Source organism: Polaromonas sp. P4_F9, assembly GCF_056401235.1.
The window spans coordinates 216,197-238,711 of the sequence record NZ_JBFUJT010000002.1; the positions used below are offsets into that span (position 1 = coordinate 216,197).

At 61.9% G+C, this 22,515-nt stretch carries 21 protein-coding genes; 18 read left to right on the forward strand and 3 right to left on the reverse strand.

Translation table 11 applies throughout. The features are described 5' to 3' along the window. Positions 1-6: 6 nt before the first annotated feature. The 12 genes from AC1DUB_RS03110 (at position 7) to AC1DUB_RS03165 (ending at position 13,926) form a co-directional block, all read left to right on the forward strand. Positions 7-978 carry a dipeptidase gene (locus tag AC1DUB_RS03110; RefSeq protein ID WP_477728253.1) on the forward strand — a complete coding sequence of 324 codons (972 nt, stop codon included), beginning with the start codon at positions 7-9 and terminating at the stop codon, positions 976-978. A gap of 57 nt (positions 979-1,035) precedes the next feature. Continuing rightward, entirely contained in the window at positions 1,036-1,917 is an 882-nt protein-coding gene (locus AC1DUB_RS03115; RefSeq protein ID WP_477728254.1) for a glycine betaine ABC transporter substrate-binding protein, read from the forward strand. A gap of 27 nt (positions 1,918-1,944) precedes the next feature. Then, positions 1,945-2,478, forward strand: coding sequence for a DUF5943 domain-containing protein (locus AC1DUB_RS03120; RefSeq protein WP_477728255.1), 534 nt, complete (start codon positions 1,945-1,947; stop codon positions 2,476-2,478). A gap of 9 nt (positions 2,479-2,487) precedes the next feature. Next, positions 2,488-4,560: an oxidoreductase gene (locus tag AC1DUB_RS03125; protein WP_477728256.1), complete on the forward strand. Its 2,073-nt coding sequence runs from the start codon at positions 2,488-2,490 to the stop codon at positions 4,558-4,560. Position 4,561: 1 nt separating this feature from the next. Continuing rightward, a complete protein-coding gene (locus AC1DUB_RS03130; protein WP_477728257.1) occupies positions 4,562-6,445 on the forward strand; it encodes a (Fe-S)-binding protein in 1,884 nt (627 codons plus the stop codon). Then, positions 6,442-7,554 (forward strand): FAD-binding protein, encoded by a 1,113-nt coding sequence (locus AC1DUB_RS03135; protein WP_477728258.1) that lies wholly within the window; start codon positions 6,442-6,444, stop codon positions 7,552-7,554. Before AC1DUB_RS03130 ends, AC1DUB_RS03135 begins: the two co-directional genes overlap by 4 nt. Next, positions 7,551-8,306: an adenine nucleotide alpha hydrolase family protein gene (locus AC1DUB_RS03140; RefSeq protein WP_477728259.1), complete on the forward strand. Its 756-nt coding sequence runs from the start codon at positions 7,551-7,553 to the stop codon at positions 8,304-8,306. The genes AC1DUB_RS03135 and AC1DUB_RS03140 overlap by 4 nt, the downstream gene beginning before the upstream one ends. Before the next feature lie 13 nt (positions 8,307-8,319). Next, positions 8,320-9,576, forward strand: coding sequence for an aromatic ring-hydroxylating oxygenase subunit alpha (locus AC1DUB_RS03145; RefSeq protein ID WP_477728260.1), 1,257 nt, complete (start codon positions 8,320-8,322; stop codon positions 9,574-9,576). A 28-nt stretch (positions 9,577-9,604) separates the two neighbouring features. Next, on the forward strand, positions 9,605-10,705 hold the full coding sequence (locus AC1DUB_RS03150; protein WP_477728261.1) for an FAD-binding oxidoreductase: 1,101 nt from the start codon (positions 9,605-9,607) through the stop codon (positions 10,703-10,705). A 222-nt stretch (positions 10,706-10,927) separates the two neighbouring features. After that, entirely contained in the window at positions 10,928-11,965 is a 1,038-nt protein-coding gene (locus AC1DUB_RS03155; RefSeq protein WP_477728262.1) for a quaternary amine ABC transporter ATP-binding protein, read from the forward strand. Continuing rightward, the gene (locus tag AC1DUB_RS03160) at positions 11,958-12,830 is read left to right on the forward strand and encodes an ABC transporter permease (RefSeq protein ID WP_477728263.1); all 873 of its coding nucleotides are present in this window, start codon (positions 11,958-11,960) and stop codon (positions 12,828-12,830) included. Before AC1DUB_RS03155 ends, AC1DUB_RS03160 begins: the two co-directional genes overlap by 8 nt. A gap of 19 nt (positions 12,831-12,849) precedes the next feature. Continuing rightward, positions 12,850-13,926, forward strand: coding sequence for a GlxA family transcriptional regulator (locus AC1DUB_RS03165; RefSeq protein ID WP_477728264.1), 1,077 nt, complete (start codon positions 12,850-12,852; stop codon positions 13,924-13,926). 120 nt (positions 13,927-14,046) lie between these two features. On the opposite strand, the gene AC1DUB_RS03170 is transcribed toward AC1DUB_RS03165, so the two are convergent. Beyond that, the gene (locus tag AC1DUB_RS03170; RefSeq protein ID WP_477728265.1) at positions 14,047-14,220 is read right to left on the reverse strand and encodes a hypothetical protein; all 174 of its coding nucleotides are present in this window, start codon (positions 14,218-14,220) and stop codon (positions 14,047-14,049) included. 95 nt (positions 14,221-14,315) lie between these two features. Between AC1DUB_RS03170 and fdhA the strand changes: the two genes are divergently transcribed. The 4 genes from fdhA to AC1DUB_RS03190 all read left to right on the forward strand — a co-directional run bounded on the left by fdhA (position 14,316) and on the right by AC1DUB_RS03190 (position 18,503). Then, positions 14,316-15,518 (forward strand): formaldehyde dehydrogenase, glutathione-independent, encoded by a 1,203-nt coding sequence (fdhA, locus tag AC1DUB_RS03175; protein ID WP_477728266.1) that lies wholly within the window; start codon positions 14,316-14,318, stop codon positions 15,516-15,518. 90 nt (positions 15,519-15,608) lie between these two features. Beyond that, the gene (purU, locus tag AC1DUB_RS03180) at positions 15,609-16,469 is read left to right on the forward strand and encodes a formyltetrahydrofolate deformylase (RefSeq protein ID WP_477728267.1); all 861 of its coding nucleotides are present in this window, start codon (positions 15,609-15,611) and stop codon (positions 16,467-16,469) included. A 125-nt stretch (positions 16,470-16,594) separates the two neighbouring features. Then, positions 16,595-17,986 carry an L-serine ammonia-lyase gene (locus tag AC1DUB_RS03185; protein WP_477728268.1) on the forward strand — a complete coding sequence of 464 codons (1,392 nt, stop codon included), beginning with the start codon at positions 16,595-16,597 and terminating at the stop codon, positions 17,984-17,986. Positions 17,987-18,053: 67 nt separating this feature from the next. Beyond that, positions 18,054-18,503: a dihydroneopterin aldolase gene (locus AC1DUB_RS03190; RefSeq protein WP_477728269.1), complete on the forward strand. Its 450-nt coding sequence runs from the start codon at positions 18,054-18,056 to the stop codon at positions 18,501-18,503. Positions 18,504-18,639: 136 nt separating this feature from the next. Here the strand turns inward: AC1DUB_RS03190 and AC1DUB_RS03195 are convergent, their stop codons facing one another. Next, the gene (locus AC1DUB_RS03195; protein ID WP_477728270.1) at positions 18,640-19,974 is read right to left on the reverse strand and encodes an aminotransferase-like domain-containing protein; all 1,335 of its coding nucleotides are present in this window, start codon (positions 19,972-19,974) and stop codon (positions 18,640-18,642) included. A gap of 93 nt (positions 19,975-20,067) precedes the next feature. On the opposite strand from AC1DUB_RS03195, the gene AC1DUB_RS03200 reads away from it, so the two are divergent. Both AC1DUB_RS03200 and AC1DUB_RS03205 read left to right on the forward strand, forming a co-directional pair. Next, positions 20,068-20,685, forward strand: coding sequence for a DJ-1/PfpI family protein (locus tag AC1DUB_RS03200; protein WP_477728271.1), 618 nt, complete (start codon positions 20,068-20,070; stop codon positions 20,683-20,685). A gap of 27 nt (positions 20,686-20,712) precedes the next feature. Next, positions 20,713-21,348, forward strand: a complete 636-nt coding sequence (locus AC1DUB_RS03205) for an FMN-binding negative transcriptional regulator (protein ID WP_477728272.1) — start codon at positions 20,713-20,715, stop codon at positions 21,346-21,348. A gap of 277 nt (positions 21,349-21,625) precedes the next feature. Here the strand turns inward: AC1DUB_RS03205 and AC1DUB_RS03210 are convergent, their stop codons facing one another. After that, complete coding sequence (locus AC1DUB_RS03210) at positions 21,626-22,483, reverse strand: LysR family transcriptional regulator (protein WP_477728368.1); 858 nt, start codon at positions 22,481-22,483, stop codon at positions 21,626-21,628. Positions 22,484-22,515: the final 32 nt, after the last annotated feature.

Consider the following 22,515-nt stretch of genomic DNA (forward strand, 5'->3'; position numbering starts at 1 on the left):
CCCACCATGAGCACCCTGCACCAAGACGCATTGATCATCGACGGCCTCATTATTTCCAAGTGGGATCGCTCGGTGTTTGAAGACATGAAAAAAGGCGGCGTCAGCGCCGCCAACTGCACTGTCTCGGTGTGGGAAGACTTCAAGGGCACGGTGGCCAACATCGCCCAGATGAAGCGGCTGATCCGCGACAACAGCGACCTGCTGACCCTGGCGCGTACCACCGCAGATATCGAGCAGGCCAAGAAGGACGGCAAAACTGGCATCGTGCTGGGCTTCCAAAACGCCCATGCGTTCGAAGATCAGCTGGGCTACATCGAGGCCTTCCACGACATGGGCGTGCGCGTGGTCCAGCTCTGCTACAACACGCAAAACCTGATCGGCACCGGCTGCTACGAGCGCGATGGCGGCCTGTCGGGCTACGGCCACGAGGTAGTGGCCGAGATGAACCGCGTAGGCATCATGGTCGACTTGTCGCACGTGGGTGCCAAGACCTCCGAAGAAGCCATACTGGCGTCCAGGAAACCAGTCACCTATTCGCATTGCCTGCCCGCAGGCTTGAAAGAGCACCCGCGCAACAAAAACGACGAACAGCTCAAGTTCATTGCCGACCACGGCGGCTTCATCGGCGTAACCATGTTCCCGCCTTTCCTCAAGCGTGGCATTGAAGCCACGGTGGACGACTACGTGGAAGCGCTGGACTATGTGATTAACCTGGTAGGCGAAGACTGCGTGGGCGTGGGCACCGACTTCACCCAAGGCTATGGCGACGACTTCTTCGAGTGGCTGACACACGACAAGGGCACCAACCGCCGTCTCACAAAATTTGGCACCGTACAAAACCCGCTGGGCATCCGCACCATCGGCGAAATGCCCAACCTCACCGCCGCGATGGAGCTGGCGGGCTGGCCTGCGTCCAAGATCACCAAGGTGATGGGGCGCAACTGGCTGCGTGTATTTGATGAAGTGTGGAGCGTGTGATCCACGCTCAAACCCGGTTTCCCGTGTCCCGTTCTTTCAACTAGGAGTATTTGTACCATGGCTCAATCGCATTTGACTTCCACCCGCCAGCGTCGCCGGTTCCTGGCGCAAACCCTGGGACTGTCCGCACTGGCGGCCTCAGGCATGGGCGCTTTCGCCCAGACCAAATCCACGATCAAAATCGGCTTCGTCGATGGCTGGTCCGACAGCGTGGCCACGACCCACCTGGCGGCTGCGATCATCCGCAGCAAGCTGGGCACCCCGGTGGAGTTGGTACCACTGGCCGCAGGCATCATGTGGCAGGGTGTGGCGCGGGGCGACCTGGATGCAACGCTGTCGGCCTGGCTGCCGGTCACGCACGAAGCCTATCTGACCAGCTTCAAGGACAAGGTGCAAATCCTGGGTGCCAACTACCCTGGCGCCAAGATCGGCCTGATCGTGCCCGACTATGTGAAGGCCACCAGCCTGGCTGACCTGAACAGCCACCGCGCCGATTTTGACAACCGTATCGTCGGCATCGATGCGGGCGCGGGCGTCATGCGCAAGACCGAAGAAGCCATCAAGGCCTATGGCCTGGAAATGCGTTTGCTGCCCAGCTCTGGCCCCGCCATGGCGGCAGAACTGGACCGCGCCTACCGCGCCAACAAGGCCATTGCCGTGACCGGCTGGATTCCACACTGGATGTTCGCCAAGTACAAGCTGCGCTTCCTGGCCGATCCAAAAAACATCTACGGCGCCGAAGAGCATGTGGACAGCGTCATCAACCCTGCGCTGAACACCAAGGCCCCTGCAGTCGTGGCCTTCCTGAAAAAGCTGTCGTGGAAGCCCGAGGAAATCGGCGCAGTGATGCTGGCCGTCGAAGGTGGTGCCAAGCCCGATGCAGCAGCCGAAAAATGGATTGCCGACAACCCAGCACGCGTAGCTAGCTGGCTCTCTTAAGCCCCCGACCATCTGAGGACGCGCACGATGCACCCCCAACTCCCCATTGAAGTGAACGCCGACACAGGCGTCTGGACCACCGACGGTTTACCGATGATTTATGTGCCCCGGCACTTCTTCGTCAACAACCATGTCGAAACCGAGGCCGTGGTGGGGCGGGAGGTGTATGCCCCGGCGCTGTACAAGGCCGGGCACCGCTCGGCCTACTTCTGGTGCCAGCAAGAATCGGCGACCCATGGCCTCTCCGGCATGGCGGTGTACGAGCACTACCTCAAGCGCTTGTCGCAACGCGGCTGGGGGCTGTTTTCGTTCATTGAAGCAGACGCCATCACCGGCCATGCCCGGGTCAAGCTGGATAACTCGGTCTTCGTACTGGCGCAAGGCATTGCCGGAGTGCCGGTAGACCACAGCAAGGTCTGCTACCTGTTTGCGGGCTGGTTTTCAGGCGCAATGGACTGGGTGCTGGAGTCCAGTGGCTCCGCCGTGCGCACCACCAGCACCGAGACCCAATGCGCGGCAGAAGGCCACAGCCACTGCGTCTTCACCGTCAGCCCACGCTAGAGTTTTGCCATGCGCTACCCGCATTTGTTTGAGCCCATCCGCCTGAACCAGGTCCTGCTGCGCAACCGCATCGTCAGCACCGCGCATGCCGAGGTGTATGCCGAAGGTGGCAACCCGACCGAGCGCTACATCCGGTATTACGAGGAGAAAGCCAAGGGCGGCGTAGGCCTGGCGATTTGCGGCGGCTCCAGCCCGGTGTCGCGCGACAGCCCCTGGTCGTGGTGGAGCTCCATCAATCTGGCCAAAAACTCGGTGATCGAGCCACTGGCCAGGCTGGCCGACACCATGCACAAACATGGCGCCAAGCTGATGATCCAGGCTACCCACATGGGCCGGCGCAACGCCTGGCACGGCTTCGACTGGCCGCACCTGGTCAGCCCTTCCGGCATACGCGAGCCGGTGCACCGTGGTAATGCCAAAACCATCGAGATCGAAGAAATCCGCCGCATCGTGGCCGACTACGGCCGGGCTGCCAAGCGCGTCAAAGACGCCGGGCTGGATGGCATCGAAATCTCTGCCGCGCACCAGCAGCTGGTCGACCAGTTCTGGAGCCCGCGCGTGAATCACCGTACCGACGAATACGGCGGCAGCCTGGAAAACCGCTTGCGCTTCGGCATGGAAGTGCTGCAAGCCGTGCGCGAACAGGTTGGAGCCGACTTCTGCGTCGGCATGCGCATGTGCGGCGATGAGTTCCATGAAGACGGTATCAGCCATGAGATGGCCAAAGAAATTGCCCAGGCCATGTCCGAAAGCGGACTGATCGACTTCCTGAGCGTGGTGGGCTCGGGTGCCGATACCCACAACACCCTGGTGAACTGCATGCCACCGATGGCGCTGCCGCCCGAGCCGTTTGTGCACCTGGCCGCTGGCATCAAGTCGGTGTCCAGGGTGCCGGTCATGCACGCGCAGAGCATCCGCGATGCATCCCAGGCCGAGCGCATCCTGGCCACCGGCATGGTGGACATGGTGGGCATGACCCGCGCGCAGATTGCCGACCCGCACATGGTCATCAAGATCCGCGACGGCAAGGAAGACCAGATCAAGCAATGCGTCGGTGCCAACTACTGCATCGACCGCCAGTACAACGGCCTGGATGTCCTCTGTATCCAGAACGCCGCCACCAGCCGTGAAGAAACCATGCCGCATGTGATCCAGAAGACCACCGGCGTGCGCCGCAAGGTGGTCGTCGTCGGCGCCGGGCCGGCGGGCCTGGAAGCCGCCCGCGTGGCGCGCGAGCGCGGCCACGAGGTGGTGCTGTTCGAGAAGAACACGATCGTCGGTGGCCAGGTGAATCTGGCCGCCAAGCCGCCCAAGCGCGAGCAGATGGCCGGCATCATCCGCTGGTTCGACATGGAAACCGTGCGCCTGGGCGTGGACCGCCGATTCGGCGTGGCCGCCACCCCGGAAATGATCCAGGCCGAGCAGCCCGACATCGTAGTGCTGGCCACAGGTGGCCTGCCGCACACCGGCCAGACGCCGGCCTGGGGCGCGGCCGAGGGCCTGTGCGTCAGCAGCTGGGACATCCTGTCGGGTGCGGTCGCACCGGGCGAAAACGTGCTGGTCTACGACAGCATCAGCACCCATGCGGGCACCGGCGTGGCCGACTTCATCGCCGCGCGCGGCAAGCTGGTGGAGATCGTCACGCCCGACGTGAAGGTGGCCGACGACGTGGGCGGCACCACCTTCCCGATCTTCTACCGCCAGCTGTATGCCAATGCCGTGATCCAGACGCCGAATTTCTGGCTGGAAAAGGTCTACAAAGAACATACCCCGGAAGGCGACAAGCTGATCGCCGTGCTGAAGAACGAATACACCGAGGCGCTGGAAGAACGCGCGGTGGACCAGGTGGTGGTGGAAAACGGCATCCTGCCGAACGACGGCCTGTACTGGCAGCTCAAGCCGCTGTCGTTGAACAAGGGCCAGACCGACATCGAAGCGCTGTTTGATGCGCTGCCGCAGCCCGGCCTGAGTCAGGCCACCGGCAACGGCAGTTTCCTGCTGTACCGCGTGGGCGATTGCGTGTCAATGCACAACATCCATGCGGCGATCTACGACTCGCTGCGCCTGTGCAAGGACTTTTGAGATGCTGCCGCACCTGGTAAGCACCGTGTTCTGGCTGGCGGTCCTGGGCCTGGCCTGGGGCATGGCGCGGCGGGCCGTTATATGGAAAACAGGCCGTTCGCGTCATGTGGACCTGCGCGGGCTGCTACAAATTCCGAAGCGTTACTTTGTAGATCTGCACGACGTGGTGGCACGCGAGCCGTTTGTGGCACGTGCCCACGTCGGCGTGGCGGGCGGTGCTTTGCTGGCGTTGGCGCTGGTGGCCCTCAACTACGGACTGGGTTTGTACTGGCACAGCCTGGATGCCGTGCTGTTGCTGGCAGGCCTGATGATGCTGGCCGGTGCGACCGCGATGGCCTGGCGGCGGCGCAACGCGCCGATGCGCTTATCCAGGGGCTCATGGAGCCGGTTGCCCTATTCCTTGCTGCTGTTTGCGCTGGCAGTCACGCTGGTCGGCGCCGTGGCGCTGACCGGCACCGCACTCGCGCCTTGGCTGGCGGGCTTGATTGCTCTGGCGTTTGCGGCGGGAGCAGCTGAACTCGCACTGGGCGTAGGCTTGGGCGGTCCCATGAAACACGCCGTGGCGGGCCTGTTGCATCTGGGCCTGCACCCCCGACCCGAGCGATTTGGCGACAAACGTTTCGCCACGGCCCTGAAGCCCCTGCGCTTGACTGCCGACGACATGGGCGTGGGCAAACCGGCAGATTTCGCCTGGAACAAGCTGTTGTCGTTTGACGCCTGCGTGCAGTGCGGAAAATGCGAAGCCGCCTGCCCCGCGTTTGCAGCGGGCCAGCCACTGAACCCGAAAAAACTGATCCAGGATTTGGTAGTGGGCATGAGCGCCAGGAGCGACGCCCACTATGCTGGCAGCCCCTACCCGGGCAAACCCATCGGTGAACACGCCGGTGCCCCCGGCCTGCCCATCGTCAACGGCCTGATCAACAGCGACACGCTCTGGTCCTGCACCACCTGCCGCGCCTGCGTGCAGGAATGCCCGATGCTGATCGAGCATGTGGACGCGATCGTCGACATGCGCCGCCACATGACCCTGGTCGGTGGCGTGGTGCCGAACAAGGGCATGGAAGCGCTGGAACAGCTGCGCGATACCGACACCGTCGGCGGTTTCCCGCTCACCGCCCGCCACCACTGGGCGGCCGACCTGAACGTGCCGCTGCTGGATGTCGGCGGCCAGACCGACTGGCTGGTGCTGGTCGGCGAAGGCGGCTTCGATATGCGCTACCAGCGCACCCTGCGCGCCTTCGTCAAGACGCTGCAAAAAGCCGGCCTGAAGATCGCCCTGCTGGGCACGGCGGAAACCGATTGCGGCGACCTGGCACGTCGCCTGGGCGACGAAGCCGGCTTCCAGCGCCTGTCCCTGCAGCTCATCGCCACCCTGAAGACACGCGGCTTTCTGCACATCGTGACGCCCGACCCCCACATCTTCCACTCGCTGAAGAACGAGTACCCGGCCATGGGCGGCGACTTCGACGTCTGGCACCACACCCAGCTGCTGGCCGACCTGCTGGCCAAGGGCCAACTGCAACCCACCCGCGCCGGCAGCCTGGAGGCCGTGACCTACCACGACCCCTGCTACCTGGGCCGCTACGGCCGCGAAGTGGAGGCTCCGCGCGCCGTGCTCAAAGGCATAGGCATCAAGGTGGTGGAGATGGAGCGTAGCCGCGAACGGGGCCGCTGCTGCGGCGGCGGCGGCGGCGCGCCGTTTACCGACATTCCCGGTGCCACCCGCATCCCCGACATCCGCATCGCAGACGCCAAAAGCACCGGCGCAGGCGTGGTGGCTGTCGCCTGCCCGAACTGCACCGCCATGCTGGAGGGCGTGGTCGGACCGCGTCCCGAGGTGCTGGATATCGCCGAGCTGCTGGCCCACGCATTGGAGGTGGCATGAACACACACGCACCCTCAGCACCCACACGCCGCGTAGACCCGCGCCGCCCCGCCATCACCACACCGGCAGGCCTGCGCCGCATCGTGTTGGGCAGCAGCGAAGGCGAACGCCTCAGCGCACACCGCCCCACGCACCAAGCCGCGGTCAAAACAGTGCGCAGCGCAGGCCCGTTCACCCGTGCCACCCTGGTCGTCACCCACGCAGAGCGTGGTGCATTGACCGACGTGGCGCACCAGACCATTGCGGCGGCGGCGATTTTGGCCCCCGCCGATACAGAAGTCATCGTGGCGGTACTCGGTGCCTGCCATGACGACGTGGCCGTGCTCGGTGTGGACCGCTTACTCGCATTAGACAGTTTTGATGCCAGCCGCTACCAGCCCACAGCCTGCGTGCAATGGCTGCAAGGCCTGCAGACTACTTGGACCCCGGCGCATTGGCTCTTCGTCGACAGCGGGGCCGACGGCCAGCTGGGTCGCCGTTTTGCGATCCAGGCGGGGCTGAGCCTGGCCTGTGGCGTGGTGGAGCTGGGGACCGACGCCTTGCGCGTGCCCGCCAGTGCCAGCCAGGACTGGCTGCGCCCGCATACCCAGGTCATGCTGCTAACCAAAGGTGTAGCCAGCACCAAGCTGCCGTTTGTGGGGCTGGGCCTGCGAGACGTAGCTGCCGCGTTGCCCGACGTATTCGACGCCGGGATCGAAGACCTGGGCGTGCAAGCCGGAGATCCGCAGACACTGGCGCTGGAGGAAGCCGACTTCATCCTGGCAGCAGGCAATGGGGTGACGGATCTGCCGCTGTTCCACTCGCTGGCGCTGGAGGTGGGAGCCGCGGTTGGGGCCTCGCGGGTCGCGGTGGACGATGGCCGCTTCGCCCGCGCCCAACAAATTGGTGCCACCGGAAAAACCGTTTCCGCCTCGGGCTATCTGGCTCTGGGGATTTCCGGTGCGGTGCAGCATCTGCAAGGCATCAAAGACTGCCGCCACGTCATAGCGGTCAATCTGGACGCCTCCGCGCCGATTGCGCGCCGCGCCGACCTGACCGTGGTGGAAGACAGCGCGGCCTTGATGCAGGCCCTGCTGGAACTGGTGCGCCGGCAAAAGGAAGATGTATGAGCGACATCACAGTATTGGTCGCAGCCCGTGCCCATGCGGTCAGCGCCAGGCCCACACGCAGCCGTGCCGATGCCAGCGCGGCGGCCCTGGCTTTAGGTTTATCGGGCACCGTGCGGCTGCTCACCGCAGGCTCCTTGCCGGACGCTGTGGCCCGCGACTACCTGGCCCTGGGCGCACCGCGGCTTGAAATTGTAGAGTGTGGCGAGGCTGCCGATGTCTTGGCAGCGCTGCTCCCGGCTTTGCACAATGTGCCCTGGGTATTGACCGGCACCCGTTCAGAATCCGAGCACGGCACGGGCATGCTGCCCCATGCCCTGGCAGCTGCGTTGGGACGCCCGGTGGTCACCGATGTACTGGCCGTGCAGCCCGACGGCGACGCCTGGATCGTGACCCAGGCCCTACCCAAAGGAGCCCGAAGACGCCTGCGCATTAGCCCACCTGCCGTGCTGGCGGTGAGCGCCGCTACCCCCCAGATATTGCGCCATTCACTGGCCGACGCCATGGCGGGCCAGATCGTGCGAACGCCCGTTCAAACCTCTGGGCCGGCAACCGCGCCTGCAGGCCAGCGTGTGCCCAATAGCAAGCGCCGCAAGTTACTGGAGGCCAAGACCGTCCAAAGCGGTCACGCCCGCATGCTGGGAGCGATTGAGTCGCCTTCGACCGGCGGCACGGTGCTCCAGGCAGGCAACCCACACACCAAGGCGCAGGCGGTATTGGACTACCTGCGAGCCCATTGTCTTGTGCATTTTTGAAGAGACACCCACCATGACAAAAACCATTTCTGCACAAACCCTGCTCACGCGCGAGTTGCTGGCGCGGCGACGCCCTGGCTACAGCCTGGAGGCGCCGTTCTACCTGAGCGATACGCTGCTCCAGGCCGACATGGAGCACATCTTCGGCCAACACTGGATCTTCGTCGCGGTCGAGCCGCAGCTACCGGAAGCCGGGGACTACATCACCGTGGACTTCGGGACCAACTCCATCCTGATCGTGCGCGACGACGACATGCAGATCCAGGCCTTCCACAACGTCTGCCGCCACCGGGGTTCGCGCCTGTGCGCCAGCCAGCAGGGCGTGGTGGGCAACATCGTTTGCCCCTACCACCAGTGGACCTATGACTTGAAAGGGCAATTGATCCACGCCAAGCACATGGGCGATGATTTTGACCCCCGTGGTCTGGGCCTCAAGCCGGTACATGTGCGCAGTCTGGCCGGCTTGATCTTCATCTGCCTGGCCGAGAATCCCCCCGAAGACTTTGAGCAGATGGCGGCGGAGATGACCCCCTACCTGGCACCGCACCAGCTCAGCCAGTGCAAGGTAGCGGCCCAGGTCGATCTGGTGGAAGACTGCAACTGGAAGCTCACCATGGAGAACAACCGCGAGTGCTACCACTGCATGAGTAACCACCCGGAGTTGACCATCTCCTTGTACGAATACGGCTTTGGCTACCAGCCGGACGAACACAACGCGGCGGGGCTACAGCGCTTTCAAGACATCATGGCCGCCAACCACGAACGCTGGGAGGCCATGGGCCTGCCCTCCGCAGAGATCGAAACCCTGGACTCGCGCATCACCGGCTTTCGCGCCCAGCGCCTGCCGATCGACCGCTCAGGCCAGTCACAAACCATGAACGCCGAAGTGGCGTCGAAGAAGTTGCTGGCCAACTTCGTCGATCCAGCACTCGGCGGCTTGTCGTTCTGGACCCAGCCGAATTCCTGGCACCACTTCATGAGCGACCACATCGTCAGCTTTTCGGTGTTGCCGATTTCCGCCACCAAAACCCTGGTGCGCACCACCTGGTGTGTGCACAAGGATGCGGTCGAGGGCGTGGACTACACCGTGGACAACCTGACGGCCGTGTGGAATGCCACCAACGCGCAAGACCGCCGCCTGGTGGAAGAGTCGCAGATTGGCATTGCCAGCGGCGCCTACGAACCCGGCCCTTACTCGCCTTTCACCGAAGGTCTGGTCGAAAAATTTTGCAACTGGTATGTGAACCGTCTAAGCACGCTGACCCGCTGAGCATTTGCCCTTCCCTTTGCCCTTCCCGATGTCCACACCACTCCACGCTCCCGACCTGGCTGCCCCCGCGTCCCAGCCCTGGTCTGCCGACCAGGACGAAACCCTGCGCTGCGTGCAAATCCGCCAGGAAACCGTCGATGTCAAAACTTTCATACTGGCCGCCAAGGGCCCACGCAGTTTTCGCTACCTGCCGGGCCAGTTCATCACACTGGAGCTGCAGATCAACGGCCGCAGCGTGAATCGCTGCTACACGCTGTCTTCCACCCCCACCCGTCCGGACCTCGTAAGCATCACCGTCAAGCGGGTGCCGGGCGGCGAGGTGTCCAACTGGCTGCACGAGCACTTGCGCGTGGGCATGGACTTGGGCGCAATGGGGCCCTCCGGCGACTTCAGCTGCTTCAAGGCACCGGCCCAACGGTATCTATTCCTGTCGGGCGGCAGCGGTGTGACGCCCTTGATGTCGATGACGCGGGCACTGCACGACCTGGGCAGCGATGCCGACATCGTGTTTGTGCACTGCGCGCGCAGCCCTGCTGATGTGCTGTTCCCGGAAGAGCTGAGCCTGATGGCGCGCAACATGACACAACTGCGGCTGGCCACCGTGTGCGAGCAACACAGCCCCGGCAGCGCCTACGCCGGACATTTGGGGCGCATGGATGCGGCGCGGCTGGCCCATATTGCCCCCGACTTTTTGCAGCGCGATGTCTACACCTGTGGCCCGGCACCGTTCATGGCGGCGGTGCGCGCACTGCTGGTGGCGGCGGGTTTCGACATGCAGCGGTATCGGGAAGAGAGTTTCTCTTTTGAAGCTGCGGCACCAGCGGCAATGAACAACGCGACTGCAGCACAAAATGAAAATGCGGTTTCTGTATACCAAATTCAACTACAGAAAATGGGCCAGGCATTTTCATGCCGTGCCGATCAAACTATTTTGCAAGCAGCGGTTACTGCGGGTTTGCGCCTTCCCTCTTCTTGCAGCAGTGGCGCCTGCAGCACCTGCAAAACAAAAAAAATAGCCGGCCAGGTAGACATGAAACATGCCGGCGGCATTCGCCAACGCGAAATTGACCAAGGTTGGATTTTGCCCTGTTGCAGCAGGCCCGTGAGTGATATTGCACTGGATCGGTGAGTTCAAAAACGTGCATGTGCCGATACAAAAATCGCTTCAAGTTTCCATTTGTAATCATGAAAATCTATTTTGGTGCTACTGACAAAAATAGAAGTCCAAGAAGTCCAACCTATAGGCAAACCCCATAGCCTAAAACATATTCGCCCTAGAAAATAGTGGCACGCTGTTTGCTCATAAGAAAAACCCGCAACAGACAGTGAAAAATTCCCCAGGAGACCCACGATGCCCAAACCCAAAATCAGCGTTAGAAATCTTTACAAAATATTCGGAAATAATATTTCCGAGGCATTGAAGTTGCTGGGAGAAGGCCTAAGCAAAGACGAAGTATTTGCCAAAACCGGGCATGTCGTGGGCGTCAACAAAGTCAGCTTCGACGTAATGGCGGGCGAAATTTATGTGCTGATGGGTTTGTCGGGCTCGGGTAAATCCACCTTGATTCGGCTCATCAACCGCCTGGTTGAGCCGTCCTCAGGGTCCATCAACATTGATAGCGAAGACATAGCCGCCCTGCCGCAGTGTGACCTGGTCAAGTGGCGGCGCAAGCGGGTCGCGATGGTGTTCCAGTCTTTTGCGCTGATGCCGCACCGCAATGTGCTGGACAACGCTGCCTTTGGCCTGGAAATGGCGGGCACGCCGCGCAAAGCGCGTGAAGACCGGGCCATGGAAGTACTGCGCCAAGTGGGCTTACAGACTTACGCGGCCAAATACCCGTCGCAGTTGTCGGGCGGCATGCAGCAACGTGTAGGACTGGCGCGGGCTCTGGCCGTAGACCCCGACATCTTGCTGATGGACGAGGCCTTCTCGGCACTCGACCCGCTCAAGCGCGTCGAGATGCAAAGCCTGATGCTCGATTTGCAGCGTGAGCAGCAGCGCACGGTGTTGTTCGTCTCGCACGACCTCGAAGAAGCACTGCGCATCGGCACCCGCATCGCCATCATGGAAGGCGGCAACCTGGTGCAAGAGGGCACCGCCCACCAAATCATCACCCAACCTGCCAACGACTACGTGCGCAAGTTTTTCGAAGGCGTGGACACTTCGCGCTACCTGACAGCGGCGGACTTGCTGGACCCCGGACTGAACGGCCACTCCTACAACGGCGGGCCGCGCCTCCCCTCCCACACCACCCTGCCCGAGGCCATGAAAATCGTGCTGGGCATGGACCAGCCGGTGGGCGTATTCGACGCCACCGATCGCTTGTTGGGCTGCATTTCCGCTCGCAGCCTGCTTGTCAAAATGTCCCAAGAGGCCCGCCATGTCTGATCTTTTATCCCGAGTCACCGAAGCCTCGCACGACGTGCTGCCCCTGGGCCGCTGGGTCAATACCGGGGTGAAACACCTGCTGGACAACGGCGCTACCGTATTCGATTCAATTGGCGTGGTGGTGGAGCAATTTGCCCAATGGGTCGAGATGGGCATGTTGGCCCTGCCCTTCTGGCTGGTAATTCTGATCGCCGCGGCCGTGGGCGTTCGCCGCCTGGGCTGGAAGTTTGGGGTGTTTGTGGCGCTGGCCTTGACGCTGATTGTGGTCACCGGATTCTGGTTGCAAACCATGGTCACGTTGGCCCTGACACTCTCGGCCACGCTTATCAGCCTGTTTTTCGGTATTCCGCTGGGCATTTGGTGCGCACGCAACAACCGCGTCAATTCCACCGTACGGCCGATGCTGGACTTCATGCAAACCATGCCCGCCTTTGTGTACCTGATTCCTGCTGCCATGCTGTTCGGCCTGGGCCGGGTGCCGGGCACCATTGCCACCGTGATCTTCGCCATGCCGCCGGTGGTGCGCCTGACCAGCCTGGGCATCCGCCAGGTGAGCTCCGAACAGGTGGAAGCCGGCAACGCCTTTGGTTGTACCTCCACCCAGTTGCTGTTCAAGGTGCAACTGCCCATCGCCATGCCGACCATCATGGCAGGCGTCAACCAGACCATCATGATGGCGCTGTCGATGGTCATCATCGCCTCGATGGTCGGCGCGGGCGGTCTGGGCAACGACGTACTCGCCAGCATCCAGCGCCTGAACATCGGCTTGGGGTTTGAGAGTGGGCTGGCAGTGGTTTTGCTGGCCATCATCCTCGACCGCCTTACCGAGAGTTTTGGTGCAGCCCGCAAGAGCAGCGATAGCTAAGTTCCGATAGGAGCGCCCCGTGCCACGCATCCCTCTTGAATCTCCCCCGTCCGCAGCTTTGGGTGCCAACGACGGAAAGTCTAAAAAGGGCAGTACCCATATCGGCTTCATCCTGTTGCACGACTACTCGATGATCGCCTTTGCCAATGCCGTAGAAACGCTGCGCATGGCCAACTACATCAGTCGCCGCCCGCTGTACCGATGGACCGTGGTGAGCCCCGACCAGATAGCCGCCGTGGCCAGCAATGGATTGGCCCTGACGTCCATCGGAGATCTTGCCGACCTGGCCGAATGCGACATGGTATTTGTCTGTGGCGGTGTCAACATCCGCAGCGTGACGAATGACGCCGTACGCCAACTTCTGCGCCAATGCGCCGCCACCGGCGCGGCCATGGGCGCGCTGTGTACGGGCTCTTTTGCTCTGGCCAGCGCCGGACTGCTGGACGGTTACCGGTGTGCCATCCATTGGGAGAATCTGGCGGCGATCAGCGAAGAGTTTCCCAAGGTGCGATTTGCGCCTGAGGTTTTCATCCTCGACCGCGACCGTATGACCTGCTCGGGCGGTACAGCACCCCTGCACCTGATGCTGCACCTGATCCGGGACCACCACGGCGCCAAGCTGGTGATGGATATCTCCGAACAATTCATCGTAGAACGGCTGCGTGCCAGCAACGACCGCCAGCGCATTCCGCAGCCCGAGTGCATCGGCCCGGGTTACCAGCATTTGACCGAGGCCGCCGAGATCATGGCAGCCAACATTGAAGACCCCTTGCCCCTGGCCGAACTGGCCAGCGCCATCGGGCTGTCGCTGCGCCAGCTGGAGCGCTTGTTCCACCGCTACTTCAGCATAAACCCGGCGCAGTACTACATGAACCTGCGACTGCGCCGCGCCCAGGAATTGCTGACGCACAGCAGCCAGCCCATCATGCAGGTCACCGTGGCTTGCGGTTTCCAGTCCTCATCGCATTTCTGCAAGGCCTACCGTAGTTTGTTCGGACACGCGCCCAGCGAGGAGCGCCGCCGCCAGGCGGGCGATGGCGAATCGCGCACAGCGGCTTCGCACAAACGTCCAGCATCTGTGATACGGGTGGCTTGAAGCACCTGGCCCCGACCGAGTACCCGCCGCTGCGGTACAACTCCACGTCGTTCCCAGCAAAGTTCTACCGCGTCAACCTGTAAAAGTGCAGTGGTGCCGTCGCGCCGTGCTACTTCACATTTACAAGGAACGGGTCATGAAGTCAAAACCAGCCATTGCGGGCTTGGCCTCAACGGTGAGGCCGAGGTATTCACCATCGTGCCACCGGGCTATGAAGCGCGTTGCCTCGAATGTGGTGGTGCAAAAAAGGCTGCCATTCAGCACGGCAATGGACACCGCGGTGATGCTGGCCATTCTCAACAAAGCCAGACCCAAGCAAGCAGCACGCGCCTAAAACCACAGCCATATAAGCCATACAAGCCATTTCATGCAAAACCAAGGAGACAAAAATGTCAGCTAATCGCGGTGTCGTTTACCTGCGCCAGGGCCAGGTCGAAGTTCAGTCCATTCCGTTTCCCAAACTGGTCAATCCACTGGGTAGCACAGCCGAACACGGCGTGATCCTGAAGGTGCTCACCACCAACATCTGCGGCTCCGACCAGCATATGGTGCGCGGCCGCACCACAGCGTCGGCCGGGCTGGTGCTGGGCCATGAAATCACGGGAGAGGTACTCGAAGTGGGCCGTGACGTTGAAACGCTGAAACGCGGCGACGTCGTTTCAGTTCCGTTCAATGTGGCATGTGGGCGCTGCCGCACCTGCAAAGAGCAGCACACTGGTGTCTGCCTGAGCGTCAACCCGTCGCGTGCGGGCGGGGCCTATGGATACGTCGATATGGGTGGCTGGATCGGCGGGCAAGCCGAATATGTCATGGTGCCGTACGCCGACTTCAATTTGTTGAAGTTTCCTGATCGCGCGCAGGCGATTGAAAAAATCCGCGACCTGACCTGCCTGTCCGACATCCTGCCCACCGGCTACCACGGTGCGGTGACGGCCGGGGTTGGCCCAGGCAGCACGGTGTATGTGGCGGGTGCAGGGCCGGTTGGCCTGGCCGCCGCCGCATCAGCACGACTACTGGGGGCTGCTGTTGTCATCGTCGGTGACATCAATCCGGTGCGCCTCGAACATGCACGCAAGGTTGGTTTCGAGACAGTCGATTTGTCGAAGGATGCAACGCTGGTCGAACAGATTGCGCACATTCTGGGTACGCCGGAAGTCGACTGTGCCGTTGACGCGGTGGGCTTCGAGGCGCGTGGCCATGGCCATGCAGGCTCGCAGGTGGAAGCCCCGGCCACGGTGCTCAATTCGTTGATGGAGGTCACGCGGGCAGCGGGCAAGATAGGCATTCCGGGCCTGTACGTCACGGAGGACCCCGGTGGCGTCGACAAGGCAGCAAAACACGGCTCCCTCAGCATTCGCCTGGGTCTGGGCTGGGCCAAATCGCACAGTTTCTTTACCGGCCAGACGCCCGTCATGAAATACAACCGCGCGCTGATGCAAGCCATTCTGTGGGACCGTATCAAGATCGCCGATGTGGTGGGTGTGCAAGTGATATCGCTCGACGACGCACCCTTGGGCTATGCCGAGTTCGACGCTGGCGCGCCGAAAAAATTCGTCATCGACCCGCATGGACAACTGAAGAAGGCCGCCTAGCTTTCATGAATCCGGGGCGATGCCCCGCATGGTGAAAACGTTATGCAAAATTCAACCAAAACCCACAGCCCTTCAAACTCTTTCGCGCTCATGACGTCGGACCAAAACAACCATTACTGCCTGAATCTGGCCTGCGGCAGCGCCCGAGGGCAGGTCGCCGCCGTATCTGCATTGCTCGACCAGCATGGGGCTTACATCGAACAGTTTTCGGTGTTTGACGACCATACGACCGAGCGTTTTTTTGTACGTGGCGTTTTCAGCTTGCGCAGTCCAGTAGAAGTCTTGCGCTGCGCTTTTGCCGAATTGGCGCAAGGCTTCCCACAGGCGCAATGGCAGGTGCATGACCTGGCGCAGCCGACCCGCGTGCTGGTCATGGTGTCCAGGTTTGACCATTGCCTGCGTGAACTGATTGCGCAGTGGCGACGCGGTGAATTGAAGATGGACATTGTTGCCATCGTTTCCAACCATGCCGATCTGGCACCCTTGGCCGAAGCCGAGGGCCTGCCTTTTCACCATCTGCCGATCAGCGCCGAGACCAAGCCCGCGCAGGAAGAAAAACTGCAACAGCTGATCGCCGATACCAGGGCCGAATTCGTGGTGCTGGCCCGCTACATGCAGGTTTTGTCAGAGGCGCTGTGCCTGCAATTACATGGCCGGGTCATCAATATCCACCATTCGTTTCTACCCGGCTTCAAAGGCGGCAAGCCGTACCAGCAGGCCCACGACCGTGGTGTCAAGCTGATTGGTGCCACCGCCCACTTTGCCACCACCGACCTGGACGAAGGCCCCATCATCGAGCAGTCGCTCGAACGCGTAGACCATGCCGATACGCCGCAAAATCTGTCACAGGCGGGCCGCCTGGTGGAAAGCCTGGTGTTGTCGCGGGCCCTGCGTTTCGTACTGGAGCGGCGGGTATTTATCAACGGCATGAAAACCGTGGTGCTGCGTTGACCATCATGCCGGCCGAAAAGCTGGCCGGCGCCATCCGAGGCAAGGCACCTTTGCCGCGCTCGGGCACCCCTTTCTTCGTGCATCCCCAGTATCAAAGCGCACAGCGCTAAACGAGATCCTCCACCATGGCTGTCAGTGTTTTTGATATTTTCAAGATTGGTATCGGCCCGAGCAGCTCGCACACCGTGGGTCCGATGCGGGCGGCTCACCTGTTCACCGACCGGCTGCTGCATCAAGGCCTGTTGGCGTCCTGCGCACGTATCGAGGTCAAGCTGTACGGCTCCCTGGGCTCGACGGGCAAAGGCCACGGCACCGACAAAGCCGTCCTGCTAGGGCTGGAAGGACATGATCCCGAAAACGTCGACGTGGAAGCCATTCCAGCACTGCTGGAGGCGATCCGCACCACAGGCCAACTACGGCTGGCAGGCCAGCACGCGGTTCCATTCAAGGAAAAAGACCATCTGGCGTTTTACCGCCGCGAGACTCTGCCCTTTCACCCCAACGGCATGCGCTGCATCGCGTATGACGCGGTGGGCGCAGAGCTGCTGAACCGCTGCTACTACTCGGTGGGTGGTGGCTTTGTGGTCAGCGACGAAGTGGCGGCCGATGGGAGCAAGCAAAAAATACTGGCGCCAGACATCACCGTGCTGCCTTACCCCTTCCACAGCGGCGATGAGCTGATGCAGCAATGCAAAACCGCGGGCATCTCGATTGCCGAACTCATGCGCCGCAATGAACGGCATTGGCGCAGCGATGCCGACATCGACGCGGGCCTGCAAAAGATCTGGACGGTGATGCAAGCCTGCGTAGAGCGCGGCTGCCGCACCCAGGGCGTATTGCCCGGCGGCTTCAGAATCAAGCGTCGTGCGGCCGACCTTCACCACAGACTCCGTTCCAATCCGGAGGCCGCCCTGCGTGATCCGCTGCAGGTGCTGGACTGGGTCAACCTCTACGCCTTGGCGGTAAACGAAGAAAACGCCGCGGGGGGCCGCGTCGTCACGGCGCCCACCAATGGCGCAGCGGGCATCGTGCCGGCCGTTCTGCACTATTACGTGCGCTTTGTCGCCACGTCCACGCCAAACGGCGTGATCGACTTCCTGTTGACCGCCGCCGCCATTGGCATGCTGTACAAGGAAAATGCCTCGATCTCGGGGGCCGAAGTCGGCTGCCAGGGCGAGGTCGGCGTGGCTTGCTCCATGGCGGCAGCGGCATTGTGTGCCGTCATGGGGGGTACCCCGGAGCAAGTGGAAAACGCGGCCGAAATTGGCATGGAGCACCACCTGGGGCTGACCTGCGACCCGGTCGGCGGGCTGGTTCAGATACCTTGCATTGAACGCAACGCGATTGCCTCGGTCAAGGCCATCAATGCCGCCCGTATGGCCTTGCATGGCGACGGCACGCATCATGTGAGCCTGGACAAAGTCATCAAGACCATGCGCGAAACCGGTGCCGACATGATGACCAAGTACAAGGAGACCGCGCGCGGTGGCCTGGCGGTCAACATCGTTGAATGTTAGTGTTTAAACGACATCGGTCGCAACGTTTTGCGCACCGCCTCGATCAAATGCGTGAGTTGAACGGCTGATGACGCTTCACTCCAAATGGACGATCCGCGTCCAGTCGCTCCGGACACGGTTGCGCGTCGGCATTTACGAGCATGAACGTGAATCGCAGCCGGTTCTGGTGAGCTTGTGCATCAGCGGACTGGCCGAGACATTCCCCTCTACGTTGGCTCAATGTTTCGACTACGAGCCGATCTGCCGATGGGTACTCGACGAGTGGCCGCTGAGCGCACATACGCCTTTGCTGGAAACGCGCCTGAACGAATTGGTGAATCACGTGTTTTCCGACAAACGGATCACGGATGTATGGGTCGGTTTGCATAAAACGCAACCCGTCCCTCAGGCCCAGTTTGTGGGACTGGAACGTGATATCACGCGCCTTCAATTCGAGGAACAGCAGCGCATGTATCGAGCGGCTGGCTCTGTCGACCCGGCCGTAACTTCGCAAACCGACCTGCAGCACGGGCATTAATCCAAGGCAAGCTCAGTAAACATAGGACTTCCACGCTGCTCGCGCCATACCCGACGTTGCCATCGGCAGGTTGGGTATCGGCCATGTGGTGCCGATTTTTCGAGGATTGCTGCACCCGCAACCAGATGCCCGTGCCTCAATAGGTTTGTTCATCGATCACGCGCCTGACCTTCTCCAGCGCCTCTCGGAGGGTATCCAGCTCGACGGATCCCAATGCCAATCGGATTGCATGCGGCACTTGGGCGGACGTTGCGAAAGGCTCAGCCGTTGACACCGAGATCCGTTCGCGCATGAGCGCCATCACCACCTGGTCGGCACGGACCTCTTCCGCCAGGGGGAGCCAGACGAAATAGGACGCGGGATGGCTAACGCGAGGCATTCTGACGAGGATGTCGTTGGCGATCGCTTGCCGGATCGTTGCATCCCGGCGCTTCTCCGATTCGAGGCGGGTGACGGTGCCGTCGTCGAGCCAAGCGCATGCGATCGCCGTCATCACGCCAGGCGTATTCCAAATGGTGGCCCTGATCGCTCGCTCGATCCTGGGCACCCATTCAGCCGGTGCGGCGATAAATCCAACGCGCAGCCCTGTTGCTACGCTCTTGGAAAATCCCGAGACGTAGACAGTCGTCTCAGGGGCAAGCGCAGCCAAAGGGGCGGGTGGATCCTCAGCAAGAAAGGCATAAGCCGCATCCTCAATGATGAGCAGACCATGCCGACGGGCGATCGAAACCAATTGCCGCCGCCGGCTTGCACTCATCACCCACCCCAGAGGATTGTTCAGCGTCGGCATCACATAGATGGCCCGCACCCGTCGCCTCGTGCACAACCGCTCCAGCGCGTCCAGATCAGGGCCATGTCCGGCCGCCGGGACGGGCGCCAGCTCCAGGCGATGCGCTTCAGCCAACAGCTTGAACCCCGGATAGGTCAGTGCGTCGGTCGCAACCACGTCACCTGGCTGCAGCAGCGCCATCACGGTCGTTGCCAACCCATGCTGGGCCCCATTGACGATCATCACCTGGTCCGCCGTCACCGTTAGACCCCGGCATGCGAGATGGCGAGCCACTGTCGCCCGCTCGTGCTGGCGCCCTCCATGGGGTTGGTAGCGCAACAGGGCTTCCAGGTCCCCAGAAGCGGCGAGCTGGCGCAAGGCCACTCGCAGCAACTCGGCCTGGCCCGGCAGCGACGGATAGTTGAAGTTCAGATCCACCATGTCCGCTGCAACGACATGCTGGTCAATGCCCAGGCCGCGAGGAAGCAAGGCCTCTCTGACAAAGGTACCGCGGCCAGTCTCACCGCTGACCAGTCCCATGGCCTCGAGTTCCGCATAGACGCGGGTCGCGGTAACCAGGGCAAGGCCCTCTTTGGCAGCGAGTTGCCGGTGGGTTGGCAAGCGTGTACCCGGCGGCAGGAGACCTGCGCGAATTTCAGCGGCGAGTGCGTCGACCAACTGCTTGTAGCGGGCGTGGGCCATGCGTCAATGTATCCATGACAATAATTTGATTGTATTGCGAGTTGGTCCTACGATGCCATATCGCAACCCACCTTGCCAGGAGCAGACGACACCATGCACATCGCCATCCTCACCTTTGAAGGCTTCAACGAACTCGACTCACTCATTGCACTCGGCATCCTCAACCGTGTAAAGAAGCCGAACTGGCGCGTCTCGATCGCCAGCCCTGCTGCGAAGGTCCGTTCGATGAACGGCGTGGTGCTCGAGGCGCAGGCATCCCTTCGGGACGCCGCTGAGGCCGATGCGGTGATCGTTGGAAGTGGCATGCAGACAAGGGAGGTCGTCGCCGACGCGGCGTTGATGGCGCAATTGAAGCTCGACCCATCACGACAACTGCTGGGCGCGCAGTGCTCCGGCACACTCGTGTTGGCCAAACTGGGGCTGCTTGATGGTGTCCCGGCGTGTACGGATCTGACGACCAAACCCTGGGTCGAAGAAGCCGGCATCGCTGTGCTGAACCAGCCTTTCGTTGCCAGGGGCAATGTGGCAACTGCGGGTGGTTGCCTGGCATCGCAGTATCTGGCCATTTGGGTCATTGCCCGTTTGGTGGGCCTCGAGGCGGCCCAGAGCGCGATGCACTACGTCGCACCCGTGGGAGAAAAGGAAGACTACGTATCGCGCGCGATGCGAAATATCACGCCGTACTTGCAAGGAGCGGTTGTGGCCGCGTGAGATTGGTTACAAGCTTTCGGAGCCAGGATGTACGTCCCAAGCCACTTTGAGGAATCGCAAGCAGAAGCCTTGCACAGCTTTATCGTCGAACACCCGTTGGGGGTACTCGTTACCCACGACAGGGATGGGTTGGACGCCAACCACCTACCATTCGAGCTGGATGCCAATGGTGGGAAACACGGGGTTTTGCGAGCACATGTGGCACGCAACAACCCGGTCTGGCAGTCGATTGGCAACGGGGCTGAAGTGCTCGTGGTGTTTCGCGCGGAAGAGGCTTACATCTCACCGAACTGGTACCCCAGCAAGCATGAGACACACCAGCAGGTGCCGACGTGGAACTACAGGGTCGTGCACGCTCATGGACGGATCACCATACGCGACGAAGAAAAGTACGTTCGTGGTGTCGTCGCCCGACTGACACGCAGGCACGAGGCTGGTCAACCGACACCCTGGAAGATGGGCGATGCGCCGCAGGACTACATCGACACGATGTTGCAGGCCATCGTGGGCATTGAAATCGAGATCACCCGTCTGGTCGGCAAATTCAAATTGAGTCAGAACCGGGCAGCATGTGACCGAGTCAGTGCCGGCGAGGCCTTGATCAGGCAGGGAGACATCGCGTTGGGACGAGCGATGCTGGACGCCAAGCCATCACCAACATGACCGCCCGGCGTGCGGCCTTGCCTCTGTGACATGGGGCGTTCACTTGGGGTCGACTGCCGACATAGGTCTACCCGAAATGCTCGCTCCATACCCGAGGTTGACATCGGCGGGTTGGGTGTCGGCAATGTGGCGCCGATTTCGATGATTGCTGCACCCGGATCCGGCCAACTGCGGCCTCTCGACAATGTCGGCTTTCCGGAGTTTGCCGCAATGAGCCTGGTTCTCGGCACCTCATCTTCTTTCACCAGCTGTGTGGCTTATCCTGCGTGGCTCATCGTTAGCCTCGTACCGCGCTCTTGAAGGCAGCCGAAAGCGCGGCAAGCGCATCGCGCGACCGGCCGTCCTTGACCCTTGAGTGAAGCAGAACTGGCAAGCGCGGTAAATCGGGAAGCCCGAGCTTGGGGCCCACGTCAACTGCGCCAAATGGCAGCATGCGCGGAGCCAATGCAGCAACGCCCAGCCCGGCCATGACGGCCGCAGCGACCGCCGCAACGCCGCCGCCGACGAAAATTTCTGTCCAGGGCACGCCTGCCGCATCGAGAAACTGCCCGGCCATCACACGCACGCCGCAGGGCTCGGCAAGCGTGGCAAGCGGCAGGGGCTCGCCCGCGCGATGCTGCCAGCCTGGCGCTGCGAACCAGCCGAATTTTTCTTCGATAAGAATTTCCCCGTCGCTGCGCCCGACATGCAGGCGGACGATCACCGTGTCGAGTTCCCGCCGGTCGAAGCTTTGAAGCAGGTCGCCCGACGATCCGATCCGGATTTCGATCAATAGCTGCGGGTCGTGCGCGTTCATGCGCGCGATCAACGCGGGGAGCTCCGGCCCCGCAACATGGTCGCTGATGCCGATGGTGAGGCGCTGCCGCGCTCCGGCAAATACGGCGAGCGCGCGCTCATGTACTTCCAGGAGCTCGCGGGCGTGTTCGAGGAAGGCTGCGCCCTGCGCCGAAAGCTCCACGTACCGGGGCGTCCGCTCGACGAGCCGGCAGCCAAGCCTGTCTTCGAGCCGCTTGAGCTTCAAGCTGACCGCGGCCTGCGTCGTCCGCATGGCTTCAGCCGCGCGCGTGAAGCTGCCAAGCTCGGCGATGCGGATGAAAGCCGCGACGGCATCCAGGTCGAGGGGGCGCTCTATCATATTCAAACGTTATTATTGATATAAATATCCAT